This window comes from uncultured Senegalimassilia sp., from assembly GCF_934630535.1.
Taxonomy (GTDB): Bacteria; Actinomycetota; Coriobacteriia; order Coriobacteriales; family Eggerthellaceae; genus Senegalimassilia.
This window is the reverse complement of record NZ_CAKTVU010000019.1, coordinates 1-13,776: the sequence shown is the minus strand read 5'-3', so window position 1 is coordinate 13,776 and position 13,776 is coordinate 1. Positions and strand designations below refer to the sequence as shown.

General features: G+C 62.2%; 12 protein-coding genes. 4 read left to right on the top strand and 8 right to left on the bottom strand.

Going from position 1 to position 13,776, the window contains the following annotated elements; genetic code table 11:
• Positions 1 to 379: 379 nt before the first annotated feature.
• Positions 380 to 1,753 (bottom strand): molybdopterin-binding protein, encoded by a 1,374-nt coding sequence (locus tag Q0D52_RS08495; RefSeq protein WP_294381994.1) that lies wholly within the window; start codon positions 1,751 to 1,753, stop codon positions 380 to 382.
• Positions 1,754 to 2,072: 319 nt separating this feature from the next.
• Between Q0D52_RS08495 and Q0D52_RS08490 the strand changes: the two genes are divergently transcribed.
• The 4 genes from Q0D52_RS08490 (at position 2,073) to panD (ending at position 5,367) form a co-directional block, all read left to right on the top strand.
• Positions 2,073 to 3,005 carry a Rossmann-like and DUF2520 domain-containing protein gene (locus Q0D52_RS08490; protein WP_294381992.1) on the top strand — a complete coding sequence of 311 codons (933 nt, stop codon included), beginning with the start codon at positions 2,073 to 2,075 and terminating at the stop codon, positions 3,003 to 3,005.
• An 18-nt stretch (positions 3,006 to 3,023) separates the two neighbouring features.
• Positions 3,024 to 3,851, top strand: a complete 828-nt coding sequence (gene panB / locus Q0D52_RS08485) for a 3-methyl-2-oxobutanoate hydroxymethyltransferase (RefSeq protein ID WP_294381989.1) — start codon at positions 3,024 to 3,026, stop codon at positions 3,849 to 3,851.
• 235 nt (positions 3,852 to 4,086) lie between these two features.
• On the top strand, positions 4,087 to 4,935 hold the full coding sequence (gene panC, locus Q0D52_RS08480) for a pantoate--beta-alanine ligase (protein WP_294381986.1): 849 nt from the start codon (positions 4,087 to 4,089) through the stop codon (positions 4,933 to 4,935).
• A gap of 36 nt (positions 4,936 to 4,971) precedes the next feature.
• Positions 4,972 to 5,367, top strand: coding sequence for an aspartate 1-decarboxylase (panD, locus tag Q0D52_RS08475; protein ID WP_294381984.1), 396 nt, complete (start codon positions 4,972 to 4,974; stop codon positions 5,365 to 5,367).
• An 84-nt stretch (positions 5,368 to 5,451) separates the two neighbouring features.
• On the opposite strand, the gene Q0D52_RS08470 is transcribed toward panD, so the two are convergent.
• From Q0D52_RS08470 to Q0D52_RS08440, 7 genes are all read right to left on the bottom strand, one after another.
• Positions 5,452 to 5,985 carry an adenine phosphoribosyltransferase gene (locus tag Q0D52_RS08470; RefSeq protein WP_294381982.1) on the bottom strand — a complete coding sequence of 178 codons (534 nt, stop codon included), beginning with the start codon at positions 5,983 to 5,985 and terminating at the stop codon, positions 5,452 to 5,454.
• Between the two features lie 92 nt (positions 5,986 to 6,077).
• Positions 6,078 to 7,265, bottom strand: coding sequence for a hypothetical protein (locus Q0D52_RS08465; RefSeq protein ID WP_294381979.1), 1,188 nt, complete (start codon positions 7,263 to 7,265; stop codon positions 6,078 to 6,080).
• Positions 7,266 to 7,364: 99 nt separating this feature from the next.
• Positions 7,365 to 8,348, bottom strand: a complete 984-nt coding sequence (locus Q0D52_RS08460) for a WYL domain-containing protein (RefSeq protein ID WP_294381977.1) — start codon at positions 8,346 to 8,348, stop codon at positions 7,365 to 7,367.
• Positions 8,349 to 8,454: 106 nt separating this feature from the next.
• The gene (locus Q0D52_RS08455) at positions 8,455 to 9,090 is read right to left on the bottom strand and encodes a hypothetical protein (protein WP_294381975.1); all 636 of its coding nucleotides are present in this window, start codon (positions 9,088 to 9,090) and stop codon (positions 8,455 to 8,457) included.
• A gap of 395 nt (positions 9,091 to 9,485) precedes the next feature.
• Positions 9,486 to 10,424: a 3-hydroxyacyl-CoA dehydrogenase gene (locus Q0D52_RS08450; protein WP_294381972.1), complete on the bottom strand. Its 939-nt coding sequence runs from the start codon at positions 10,422 to 10,424 to the stop codon at positions 9,486 to 9,488.
• Between the two features lie 250 nt (positions 10,425 to 10,674).
• Positions 10,675 to 13,293, bottom strand: a complete 2,619-nt coding sequence (locus tag Q0D52_RS08445) for an RNA helicase (protein WP_294381970.1) — start codon at positions 13,291 to 13,293, stop codon at positions 10,675 to 10,677.
• A 149-nt stretch (positions 13,294 to 13,442) separates the two neighbouring features.
• Positions 13,443 to 13,709: a DUF2442 domain-containing protein gene (locus Q0D52_RS08440; RefSeq protein WP_294381968.1), complete on the bottom strand. Its 267-nt coding sequence runs from the start codon at positions 13,707 to 13,709 to the stop codon at positions 13,443 to 13,445.
• Positions 13,710 to 13,776 lie beyond the last annotated feature (67 nt).

Here is a 13,776-nt window from a genome sequence, read left to right as displayed (position 1 = left end):
GGCAAACCGTATGCTCTCCTCACTTAGGCCGTGCTTAAATGCATGCTCTGCAACGACGAGTCTGCTCATTAATGCCTCGAATTTCGTACAACGATATTCTAGCAGGCTTTACCTGCGAAAACTATCGTTGCATTCCGTGGTTTCGAGGATCTTGCAGAAGAGGAAAGGGCACCCCGGAGACGGATGCCGGCCACGACATTCCCGCAGGCCCAACGCCCGAAGGGGAAAGCTTCTGCACTGGCTCATGTGATGCAAGGATTCTAGCACGCGCACAGATGTTCGTGCAAGTCGAAAACCGAACGTATTTTCGCTCTTACAGGCGCGGGCGGCCACACGCCATGCGTGGCCGCCCGCTGCTCAGGCTGCTAGTTGCCGGCCTCTACCTCCACTCTGCCCAGATCACATCGCCGGGCTTGGGAGCCTTAATGCCCGGGCCGTTAGGCAACATATAGTAGGCGTTGGCCTCGAAGCTCTCCGGGCTGCCGGGGCGCCCGGGCACGGGCCAGGCGCGCAGCGTGCCGTCCTCGGCATGCTCGGCGCGCAGCAGCTTGATGCCGAAGAACTCGGGCTCGCCCGGCTTGTGCGCCGGATGCTCCGCGGGCCTGTCCTCGCCGCGGACCGGACCGCCATGCCCCTTCGGGCCGTGGCCGCCGGCCGGAAACGCTTCAGCCAGCACCATGGGCGTGCGCGGCACCTCGGGATCCAGGCCCAAGAACGCGCGCATGAGCGGACGCAGGTAGAAGTTCAACGTGAACGACGCACCGGCGCTGGGGCCCGAGATGCCCACGACGGGCGTGCCGTCGACGACGGCGAAGCTGGAATGGTGCCCCGGGCCGTGGTTCGTCTGGTGGCAGATCATCTGCCCCATCTGCTCCATGACCTCGCAAGACCAGTCATCGCTTCCCTTCGACGACCCGGCGTTGAGCACCACGATGTCAGCCACTTCCACCGCCTGCGCGATAGCCTCCTCGATGGCATCGCGGCGATCGGGAACGATATCGAACGGGATGAATCGCCCGCCCCACTGCTCGCACTTCGCCTTCACAAGCACGCTGTTCGTCTCGAAATTGCGCCCGCGGGCCGCGAAGGAGGCGGCGCGGTCGGGGGCGAACGGCACGCCGGGGGCCACCAGCTCGTTGCCCGTGGGGATGAACGCCACGCGCGGGCGGCGCACCACCGGCACCGACCCGTTGTTGCCCGAGCCCATGCGCGCCGCCAGGTCGGGCGTGATCAGCTGGCCGGCACGGCCCAGCACGTCGCCGCGGCGCATGGAGCTGCCCACCGGACGCGTGCCCGCGCCGGGCTTCGACGGCGCCGCGTCGATGACCACATGCTGCTCATCTGCGGAAACCTGCGCATGCTCGATGACGATGGCCGTGTCAAACCCCTCGGGCATGGCGACGCCGGTGTTGGCGAACTCCCAGTCCCGGCCGCGCACCCACGCGCTGGTGTCGGGCACTTCGCCATCGGCAAGGCCGGCAAAATCGGACCAGTGCAGCGCGATGGAATCCATGGCGCACGTGAGCGCGCTGGGCATATCGTTCACGGCGCACACGTCGTACGCCAGCACGCGCCCCACCGATTCTGCCGGGGAAACGCGCTCCACCAGCTTGCGTTCCACCTTGCCCGCATGGTCAGCGGACGCCTGCGCGCCACGCCAGCCGAAACCCTCCGGCTGCGCGTCCAGCGCCGCCAACGTCGCCGCCACCGCGTCCTCGCGCGACAGCTGTATATGTTGCGAATGGTCCCTCATGGGCGCCTCTTTCCCTAATGCTCGGCGCAAAGCCGGCGTTCGGCGCTTCCGTCACCCGGTCTCCAGGGTAACGGGAAGACGCATCGCCCGCTCGCGCCGAGGGCTCGCTCTTGGCAAGCTATTCTCGGTTGAATACAACGCAAACTATAGTCCAACTTCATCTGTTTGCGTGCCTTTCATTTGGATTCGGAATCGAACGCCCACGACGCTTGCGCCGGCGCTTCGCCACGGCGTATACTGCCCCCTCGTAAAGGAGCGCGGGTGACCCGGAACAAGTCCAGGCATCCAGCCTCGCAGCAAAGAAACGAAAGGCACTGACGTGACCGTATCGGTTGGTTCGTGCCCCGCAGAACGTGACGCGCGCTTGCGCGTGGGGTTCGTGGGAGCCGGCAAAATCGGGTTCGCCCTGGGAACGCATCTGTTCGAACACGGTTCGAAGATCTCAGGCTATGCAAGCCGCACGCAAAAGGCGGCGCTTTGGGCATCGCAGTGCACGCATTCCGTTTCCTTTTCCTCGCTGCAAGCGCTTCTTGATTCCACGGACCTCATCTTCATAACCGTGCCCGATGGTGCCATCGCCGAAGCAGCCGGCCAGCTGGCCGATGCTGCGGCGAACGCGCCGGCAGGCGGCCTTTCCGGAAAAATGGTGTGCCATGCAAGCGGCGCACTGACCTCCGGCGAGCTTGACGTATGCCGAAAAGCCGGGGCAACTTGCGCGAGCGTTCACCCGCTGTGCGCCGTGCCCGACGTCCCGACCAGCGCCGATGCGCCCGATCGCCTTGCCGGCATGTTCTTCACGCTTGAAGGCGACCAGGCCGCGGTGGACGCGGCGGGCGCGCTGCTGGACGCGGCGGGCAATCCGCACTGCACCATCGCGGCCGACGCGAAAGTGCGCTACCACGCCGCGGCGGTGTTCCTGAGCAATCTGGTGTGCGGCCTTGCCTCCGAGGGGCTGGGCATCCTGGAGAGCTGCGGGTTCACGCCCGAGCAGGCCCTGCAGGCCGCCGGCCCGCTGTTCACCGGCAATTGCGCCGCCATCGCGCAAAAAGGCCCGCAAAACGCCCTATCCGGCCCCATCGAGCGCAACGACATCGAAACGGTGCGCAAGCATCTGGCCGCATTGGACGGGCAGGCGCGCGAAACCTACGCCACGCTGTCGCTTTCCGTTTGCGACCTGGCCGCGCGGCGCCACCCCGAGCGCGATCACACCCCGATGAGGAATCTGCTGGAATCAGCACAAACCCGCAGGTAAAGCGAAGGAGAGAAACCCATGAAGAACACCGTGGCAACGTTCGCCCAGGCAAAGGCCGAGGGCCGCAAGCTCGCCATGCTCACGGCCTACGATTACTCCACCGCCAAGCTCGAGGATGAGGCCGGCATCGACGGCATCCTCATCGGCGACTCGCTGGGCAACGTGGTGCTCGGTTACGAGGACACCCTGTCCGTGACCGTCGAAGACATGATCCACCACAGCGCCGCCGTCGCCCGCGGCGCGAAGAACGCCCTGATCGTCTGCGACATGCCGTTCTTGTCCTACGAGGTCAGCGTCCCCGATGCCGTACGCAACGCCGGCCGCCTGCTCAAGGAAGGCCGCGCGAACTGCGTGAAGCTGGAAGGCGGCGAAGAGGTGTGCCCGCAGGTTGCCGCCATGGTGGCCGCCGGCATCCCCGTCATGGGGCACCTGGGCCTGACGCCGCAGTCCATCAACGCGTTCGGCGGCTTCAAGGTGCAGGGCAAGAGCGAGGCCGCTGCGCGCAAGCTGATCTCCGACGCGAAGGCGCTCGAGGCCGCCGGCGCGTTCGCCATCGTGCTCGAGGCCGTGCCCGCCAAGCTTGCCGCCCTGGTCACCAAGGAAGTGGGCGTCCCCACCATCGGCATCGGCGCCGGCGCCGGCTGCGACGGCCAGATCCTCGTCTACCAGGACATGCTGGGCATGTTCAGCGACTTCTGCCCGAAGTTCGTCAAGCGCTTCGCGAACGTGGGCGAGGCCATGCGCAACGGCTTCGCCAGCTACATCAACGAGGTGCGCGAGGGCTCCTTCCCCTCCGCCGAGCACACGTTCAAGATCGACGACGAAGTGCTCGAGAAGCTGTACTAGCCCGATGACCGGCGGGCGCGGCCGAGGCATCCTTGCCGCGTTCGCCGGTCCGTCAACCCCGCGACCACATCGCGCTCGCGATGGATCCGAACGCCGATGTGCCCGGGTTCATCGCGAGTGCGATCAGAACCTTAACGCAATAAGCCGCGTGTCAAGGTGCCGAGACCTGCTGTGCCTACGGCGCTTCGTTCCCGCCGCTTCCCGATTTACCGTACCCGAAAGGAAACCTACCGAAATGCTTACCGTTGCCACCACCCCCGAACAGGCGAAACAGGTTATCAGCGAGTGGAAGGCGCAGGGCCTGTCCGTGGGCCTCGTTCCCACCATGGGCTACCTGCATGAGGGCCACGAGAGCCTGATCAAGCGCGCCGTCGCCGAGAACGACCGCGTCATGGTCAGCGTGTTCGTCAACCCCATCCAGTTCGCCCCGGGCGAGGACCTGGAAACCTATCCGCGCGACTTCGAGGCCGACAAGCGCCTGATCGAGGGCGCCGGCGCCACGCTGGTGTTCCACCCCGAGCCTGCTGACCTGTACTTCCCCGATGCGTGCACCTACGTCAACGTCGAGGGCATCACCGCCGAGCTGTGCGGCAAAACGCGCCCGACGCACTTCCGCGGCGTGTGCACCGTCGTTAACAAGCTCATGAACATCTCCCAGGCCGACCGCGCCTACTTCGGCCAGAAGGACGCCCAGCAGCTGGCCGTCATCCGCCGCATGGTGCGCGACCTGAACATGAACGTGCAGGTTGTGGGCTGCCCCATCGTGCGCGAGGAGGACGGTCTGGCGAAAAGCTCGCGCAACACCTACCTGTCCGCCGACGAACGCGCAGCCGCGCTCGTGCTCTCGCACGCCGTGGCCGAGGGCCAGCGTCTGATGGAGGCCGGCGAGCACTCCGCCGCCACGGTGCTGGACGCCATGAAGCAGCTCATCGAGGCCGAGCCCCTGGCGCGCATCGACTACGTCGAGATGGTGTCGTGGGACGGCATCAAGCCCGTTGAGACCGTCGATGGGCCGGTTCTGGTCGCCATGGCCGTCTACATCGGCAAGACGCGCCTCATCGACAACTTCATCTTCGGCGAATAACTTCAATCTCCAAAACCTACGAAAGGACCTACCACCGTGTTCTCTACCATGCTGAAGGGCAAGATCCACCGCGCCACCGTCGTCCAGGCCGAGCTTGACTACGTGGGCAGCATCACCGTCGACGAAGACCTGATGGACGCCGCGGGCATCCGCGAATACGAGCAGGTGCAGATTGTCGACGTGAATAACGGCCAGCGCTTCGAGACCTACGTCATCGCAGGTCAGCGCGGCAGCGGCATGATCTGCCTCAACGGCGCCGCCGCCCGCTGCGTCTCGGTGGGCGACAAGGTGATCATCATGTGCTACGCCCTGATGACCCCCGAGGAAGCCGACTCGAACCCGCCGCGCGTGGTGTTCGTCGACGACGACAACCACCCCGAGCGCATCACCCGCTACGAGCGCCATGGCCGACTGGAAGACATGGACCGTTAGCACGCCGGAGCGGAAACGAACAGAGGCCGGGATGCGCAGAGCAACTGCACATCCCGGCCTCTTATGTTGTTTGAACGGTGACTTTTAGTGCACCTGCACAAGGGAGAAGACGTCGGCATCGGTAACCTTGGCGATGGCCTGGCGAGGATTCAGGAACGCCAGCTCCATGAGAAAGCCCATGCCCGCCAACGTTGCCCCGAACTGCTTGATGAGCTTAGCCTGCGCCTCGGCAGTGCCGCCGGTGGCAACCAAGTCGTCAACAATGAGCACCACGTCTCCGGGTTCGATGGCGTCGGCGTGAATCTGCAGCTCGTCGCTTCCGTACTCCAAATCATAGCTTTCGCTGCGCACCTCGCGCGGCAGCTTGCCCGGCTTACGGGCGGGCACGAAGCCTGCATGCAGGCGATATGCCACCGGTGCGCCGATCATGAAGCCTCGGGCCTCGGCGCCGACGACCTTCGTCACGCCCGCATCCTTGAAATGCTCGGCGATAGCATCGATAGTGGCCTCGAAACCGTCCGGATTCTTCAACAGCGTGGTGATGTCCTTAAACACCACGCCCGGCTTCGGATAATCGACGATGTCGGTGATGTGGCCTTCGAAATCGAACGACGACATGGCGGTCCTTTCCTAGAGTATGCAACCTGGTCATTGTAGCGCCACCGGGCACGTCTGGCGCCGCCGTGTGCCGAAATCGGACGCTTCCGGCGTTAATGCCCACGAACCCACATGTTCGCCACGCCGAAACGCTGCAGCTCCTCGAACAGAAACGGCAGGTAATACGGCCAGGCGCCGCAGCCCTTGCTTGAAAAGCCCTGGGTATCGCTGAGCACTTTGACGCTCCACTCCAGGTCGTCTTCCTGGGCCATGTAAGGCTGATAGGCCTCTTCCCATGAGGCCAGCTCGAAGCCGAGCAGCTGCCCGCGCAATGCGGCGGCATCCTCGGGGTCCAACTGCAGAAACTCACGCTGCCCCATCACGCCCAGCTCCTGCTCGAGCGCCGCGCCCAGCTCGTCGAACGTGATGCGCACGGTGCTGCGATTCTCCACCGAACCGCTCATGGCCAGGTTGAACTCCACCATACGCGCGCAACGCAGCACCTCGAAGCGCAGGTCCACACGCTGGCCCTCTTCAACATCATGCCGGCCTACGATGATCTGCTCGCCCGAACGGGCTCGGTAACACCCCGCCGGGACCAACGAGTCCCCATCGATGCGCAAAATGCCATCGACATCGAACTTCGCCCCCGAAGGCAGCGGCTTCCACTGCGCATATGAGTCGGAACGCTCTCCCAGTCGCTGCAATGCGCGGTGGCATTTCTCCAGGTTGCCGCGGTAATAGTTGAACCCGTCATCAAGAGCCGCCTCGAAGTTCGCCGCCGCCTGCACATAATACGCCTGGGCCAGCGCATCATCGCGCGCGCAGCCACGCCCATACTCGAAACAACCTCCGAGCCTGAAAGCCGAGCTTCCCAGCCAATCGGGCTCATTGCGACCCTGCGCAAGCCGATGCGCCTTACCGTACAGAGCAAATGCGCGTGCATCAGCCGCAGCCTCGTCCGCTACTTCGATATTGCGCCAATACAGCATGTCGCCGAGTTTATACAGCGCTTCCGGATGCTCGCAAAACGCCGCCTGCTCGAACAGCTCCAACGCCTGCTCGGCGTCCTCTTCGCCCAAACGACCGTATTCGTAGATATAACCAAGGTTCACCGCGGCTTGAGGATTGCCGAAGCTCAAGCTTTTCTCATAGAACTGCCGCGCCGCCTCAAAACACCGCTTGTCGTCGGAGGCGAGCCCATCGTTGTAGAATCGCGCACCGATGTCCAGCGACAAGCCGCCGCGTTGCTGGCTGTCGCGCGATTCATCGTATGAGGGGTCAAGATTGCGTAGGTCCATATGGTTCCCTTCGAAATATACCCTTCCACCATAGCAGAGAATCAGCAGGAACGACCCGAAGCTGCTGCGTGCAAGAAGGAACAGACGAACGCGATGCGGCTATTCGTAGTCCTGCAGCAGATTGCGCAGATACTCGGCATACCCTTGCCGCAAGCTTGACGGCGACTCTACCGCGATCTGACCAGCGAACTGGGATATCCAGCCGAAGAACACCGGCGTCGCCATGGCCGCCACGCTTACGCGGGCGGTACCGTCGCCCATATCGCTCACGCGCGCGTCCTTCCCGAAACGATCGACCACGGCGTTCATGGCGCTTTCCCTTACGCGCAAAACCGCGCGCACCGAGCTGCCCGAGAACATGCCGAACACGCGACGGTCGTACTCATCCGCATCGAACGTGGCGATGCGGGCGTTTCGCGTTGCGCGCTGCTGCGTCACGTGGATGTCGCACATGCGGTCGACGCGATAGTTGGCGAAATCGTCGTACTTCTCGCTGTAGCAGACCAGATAGTAGAAGCCGTCGGAGTACATAAGCTGCACCGGCGTTTGCGTGTACGCTTTACCGTCATGGCGCAGCTGCACCTGAGCCGAGCAATCGTAACTGGTGTATTTGAACGATAGCATGCGCTTGGCGGCGATAGCTTCCTGGATGACGTCGACGTTGCGGAACACGCTATCGTTTTGGCTTTTCACACGCCCGCCGACATGCACCTGCTTCTCAAGGCCTTTCACCTGATGTTTCGACCCGAGGCTTTTGATGGAACGAACGAGCGAGCTCGATTGCCGCGCCGTGATGAAGCGGCTTCCCTGCACCGCATCGATGAGCAACAGCAACTCCGATTTGGTAAACGGGCGTTTGGCTAGGAAGTAGCGCACGGGCTTGACGTGCTGTCGCTGAACCTCGATGCCCGCGTTGTTCAGCGCCTCGAAATCGCGGTAGATGGCCTTGCGCTCCGCGGACACGCCTGCCGCCTCCAGCTCCTCGATGATCTGCTCAAGCGTCAGCCCTTGCTCGTCATCGGTGTTCTCGAACATGACCTTCAACAACGCCAACAAGCGCTCTTTGCTGACTTCCTTCGCCATACGGACCCCTCACGCAGCTTCCTTCGCGCACATTGCGCATCTGCATATGATAGGCGATTGAGTGAGTGAGTGAGTGAGTGAGTGAGTGATGGTCACGCAGGCAACCCTATGCTGCTGGCGGGAAACTGGCGTTTTCGGCGAAAATCCGCTTGAAGTCCTCAAGGTACGGACCGGTTATGCCCAGCTTGCAAACCTCGTCGAAGCTGGCGATGCCGAAGCTTTCCAGATAGTCGCGGACATCGCACGCCACGGCGTTCTTGTCGCCCAGCATACCCTCGTCGAACAACTCGCCGATGGCGACGGCGGCGCCCATGCGGAAGAACTCCTGGAACATGCGCTCGAGCTGCGCGGAGGAAGCCCCATCACACGACGACACATTCTCAACAGTTTCGCTTGACTCTTCGTCCAGCAGCGAATCCTCGGCAGCGTAACGCTCGGTAGTTTGATCATACGGAGCGTATGCGCCGTACCCATCGATCAGAAACTCGCCCTCGTCGAAAGAGATAGGCTGCGAGACGCGCTGGCCCGCAAAGGTCTGAACTTGCCCTGCCCGCCCTTCGATCGCGCGGCACGCAGACCGTGAGGCACGCTGGCCCGAAAAGGCCTGAGTCCGCCCGGCTGAACTCTCGAATGCACAGCGAGCTAACTGCGCACGCCCCTTCACACGCGCATGACGACCGCGGGACGCCTTCGAATCGATTGCAAATGCTCCGAACATGGACGTGTGCTTCTTGGCGAACATTTCAGGCTCCTTACCTGCGCGTTTCTCAGTTGATGCTTTGCATGGTACGCCGTCTCGATGATTTTACTGTCCCATATAAGGGACTCGAGAAAAGTTCGCCGGTTTTTCTCGAGTCCCCATGAATGCTGAAAGGAAACCCCTATATGAGAGATGCCCGCAAAGCCTGGTTGCAGCGGAAGACGGCTTCATAAAGAAGCAGCCTCACAGGTCTAGCTGCACCGGGAAACGACCTCGCAAAGAGACACGTCTCAGAAACCTAGTCGTAGCAGGAGACGAGCTCATAGAGAAACGGTCCCACGAGCCTAGTTGTTGCAAGAGATGGCCTCGTAAAGAAGCGGCCTCACAAGCTTAACTGTAACTGAAGACGACCTCTCACAGAAGCGAGCCTCACAAGCCTAGTTGTAGCGGTAGAACCCTTCGCCGGCATCGACGCCCGTCTTGCCTGCATCGATGCGCTCCTTGAGCGCTGCCGCGATCTTCGCGGGAACGGAATCGGGGTCCTTCGTGCGCGGGTCAAGCACCACGATGTTGTACGCCGTGGTAAGACCGACGATATCCAGGATACGGAACGGGCCCAATGGCGCACCCGTACCCAGCATCCACGTTTTGTCGATGGTCTCCGGGTCGGCGACTCCGGTTGCATACAGCGCCTCAGCGGCGTTCAGGAACGGCACGAGCATGCTGTTCAGGATGTAGCCAGGCTGCTCCTTGTGCAGCTGCAGCGGGACCATGCCCAAATCGGCGGCGAAACGAACCACTTCGTCGTAGGCCGCCTGGTCCGTACCGGGATGGCCCATGATCTCGGCGGTGTTGTTTCGCCAGATGCGGTTGGCAAAATGCAACGCCAGGAACTTCTCGGGGCGACCCGTGGACGCCGCGATCTGGCTAGGCAGCAACGTGGAAGAGTTGGTAACGAGGATGGTGTCTTCCGGCAAGTACTTTGCCAGCTCGGCGCAGAAGGCATCTTTTTGCTTGGGATCTTCCGCGATGGCCTCGATCACCAGGTCGGCATCCTTCGCCGCATCCTCGTAGCTAGTGGTGAAGACGATGCTCTCGAACGCCTGCTGCGCGCGCTGTTTGAGCTGCTCGATTTCATCAACGGAAAGCTCGGGCGTGTCGGCCAAGCCGCGGCAATACGCCGCAGGGTCGCTCTTCATCGCCTCGAGCGTTCCCAGATAGGTTTGGCGCAGCTGCTCGAACTTCGGCTTCGCGCGCTCAACGGACCCTTCGCTACGCAGCCACACCACAACATTGAAACCCTTGTATGCCGCCTGATATGCGATCTGGCTTCCCAGCACCCCGCCACCGGCGACGACAACGTTCTTGATAGTCATACCCGACCTCCGATCCGCGCGTATGTTTTAGGTTTCTTATGGCGCGAGACCGGATTGGGGCCCCGCGCCATAAGCCTAGCACGCCTCTAGGAAGCCGCATCGATTTGCCACGCAAACGGTGCCAATTCGTTGCTACCGGCGCTTAGCGGATCTGGCAGCGGCAAATCGCCGCCGATGAGCGCCCGAAACCCGCCGCTCCCCCGCACGCACAGCGACAGCGGCAACGGCAAGCGCACAGTCAGCGAACCGGCTACATCTCGTCAAGCAGCTCGTCGGCAAAACCAACGCGGTAGTTCGCGAACACCACTCCGTCGCCTTCTTGCGTGGCATCCAAATCCACATCGGCAACGATGGCGAAGTCGTTATCCCCTGCCTCGTCGTGGAAAATCTGGCGCACGTGCCACACGTGCAGCTCCTCCTCATCCGCCTCGTCGAACATGAGATAGGCCTTCGAACGCGCGTCGGCGTCCAGCAGGACTTCTTCATGCTCTTCGTAGTACTCGTCCAAAGCCTGCATCCAGGCACGCTCGCCGAAGCCCCACTCGCCATCGGCCTCGCCAAGCCCCGCTGTATCGCGATGAGCCGCCATGCGCACGCGACTGAACAAGGCGTTGCGCACAAGCACGGTAAGCCCGCGTCGATCGCGCACGACCGCTTCAACGCCGGCGGCGTCAGGCGGGGCGGCATCCAGCACCGCACCGGCGTTCTCCCACTCGTCGACCAAGCTGCTGTCGACGCTGCGCACGATCAAGCCGAGCCAAGCGATGATGTCCTTCAGCTGCTCAGTGCGCTTATCCTCGGGGATGGTACGGTCAAGGCCACGGAACGCCTCGGACAGGTAGCGCAGCAAGATGCCCTCGTAACGCATGATGCCGAGCTTCTGGATGTACCCCTTGAAATCCGCCGCGCTTTCCAGCATGTCGCGGAGCACCGATTTCGGCCGCAGATAGTAATCGCGCGCCCACGGTACCGCATCGCAATACTTCGAAAACGCCGCGTCCAGCAGATCTTCCAGCGGCTTGGGATACGTGACGTCGGCGATGCGCTCCAGGCGCTCGTCATAGTCCACGCCATCCATCTTCATCTCCGCCATGGCGGCATCGCGCGCCTTACGCTCCTGCGCACGCAGCACCTGTCGCGGATCTTCCAAGGTTGCCTCGACCATGGATACCAAATCGAACGCGTACTCAGGGCTTTCGGGATCGAGCAGCTCCAACGCCGCCAGCAAAAACGGCGACAGCGGCTGATCGAGCGCGAAATCCTCCGGCAGGTCCATGGTGACCGAGTACACGTCCTCGCCGCTCTCGTCCACCTCGTGCACCACCACATCGGCATCGATGAGCGTCTGCAACACCTCGGCGGCGCGCACGTGCAGCTTCACCTTCTCCTCCGCCGGCTGCAGCGAATCCTCGATAAGCTGGTCGACGCGGGCACGAGCGTTGCCGCCCTGCTCCACTTCTGCCAACACCATGGAATGCGTGATGCGCATACGCGGCGTCAACTGCTCGGGAACCGACTCGATGAGCTTGTTGAACGTGTTCTCGTTCCAGTTCACGAAGTTCTCGGGCGGGCGCTTCTTCTTGATCTTCTTGAGCTTCTTCGGGTCGCCGGCGGCCTTCACCTCGGCCTTGTGGTTCTCGATCTCGTGCTCGGGGGCCTCGGCTATGACCACGCCCTCGATGTCGAAACCCGAGCGACCCGCACGGCCGGCGATCTGATGGAACTCACGACTGCGCAAACGGCGCATCTTGCGACCGTCGAACTTGGTAAGCTGCGTGAGCACCACGGTATGGATGGGCACGTTAATGCCCACACCCAGCGTGTCGGTACCGCAGATGACGGGCAGCAGACCCTGTTGCGCAAGCTTTTCCACCAGCAAGCGATAACGCGGCAGCATGCCGGCGTGATGCACGCCCACGCCGCAACCCAACAGACGCTTCAGCGTTTTGCCGAACGCCGTGGAGAACTGCCCGCCCTTCATGGCCTCCTTAACCGCCTCGCGCTGCTCCTTGGTTGCCACTCCGTAGCTTGCCAGGTTCTGCGCGCTGGTAAGCGCCGCATCCTGCGAGAAATGCACGACGTACAGCGGACCCTCGTCCTTGCGCAGCGCAAGCTCGACTGTTCCCTCGAGCGAGGTGAGCGCATATTCGTAGGAAAGCGGCACCGGACGCGGGGCATCGGTGACGTTAGAGACATCGCGCGTGGTTTGGCGGCGCAGCAGATCGGCGATCTGCGTAACGTCGCCCAACGTGGCGCTCATGAGCAAAAACTGCGTTTTCGGCAGCGTGAGCAACGGCACCTGCCATGCCCAGCCGCGGTCGGTATCGCTGAAGAAGTGGAACTCGTCCATGGCGACGCTGTGGACGAGCGCATCCGGCCCCTCACGCAGCGCCTGGTTCGCCAAGATCTCCTCGGTGCAGCAGATGACGGGCGCCTCGGTGTTGATATGGACATCGCCCGTAATCATGCCCACGTTGTCACGGCCGAGCAGCTCCACCAGGTTGAAGAACTTCTCGCTAACCAGCGCCTTGATGGGAGCCGTGTAGTACGAGGTCTCCCCGAAGCACATGGCCATGAAGTGCATACCCAACGCGACCAGGCTTTTACCGCTGCCCGTAGGCGTGCCCAAGATGACGTGATCGCCCACCATGAGCGACATGAGCGCTTCCTCTTGATGGGGCCACAGCTCGATACCGCGGTCGGCAGCCCAGTTGGTGAACGCCTCGAACGCCTCTTCCTCAGTGAGTTCCGGATTCGTGTCGTACAGATGGTAAGCCAGCGCACCCAGTTCGCCAGGCTCGTGGCCTTCGGCCTGCGCAGCCAGCGTTTCGACGATGTCCTCGCCTTCGAACGTATGAATATCAGCCATAGGGCAGTTCCTTTACAAAGCATGCAGAATCTAATGCGTTCGACTTGCTGCAGCAGCAAGTCGAACGCTCGTGTGTCCAATGTAAATTGTATCGCGATTGCACAAGCAAATGCCCCTGCGAAGAAGAACCGCTCTCCGAAGGAGGTCCTCTACTCGCCGGCGCTTAACAGCACCGAGTTCTCATAAAGCGACTCAGGCGCGAAATCCTGGCCAGCAGGCCATTCGACCGCATCGCCGAATTCCGTGATGCGAACCTTCTTGAAATACCCGAAGTCCCTCAGCCTACCCATGAAATCGCCCTGCAATCGCGGCATAGGATCGAATACGCGTGTCGTGCCATCGGACCACTTCATGACAAGGGTTCCCTTTTCGGTAGGTTCGACAGACAGAATCTTTAAACCACAAACCCATTTCATGGCGCATCCCCTATCTCAAAGGCGGAATGCGATAGCATTCGCCGGTGCTATTGGCCAGATACCAGTT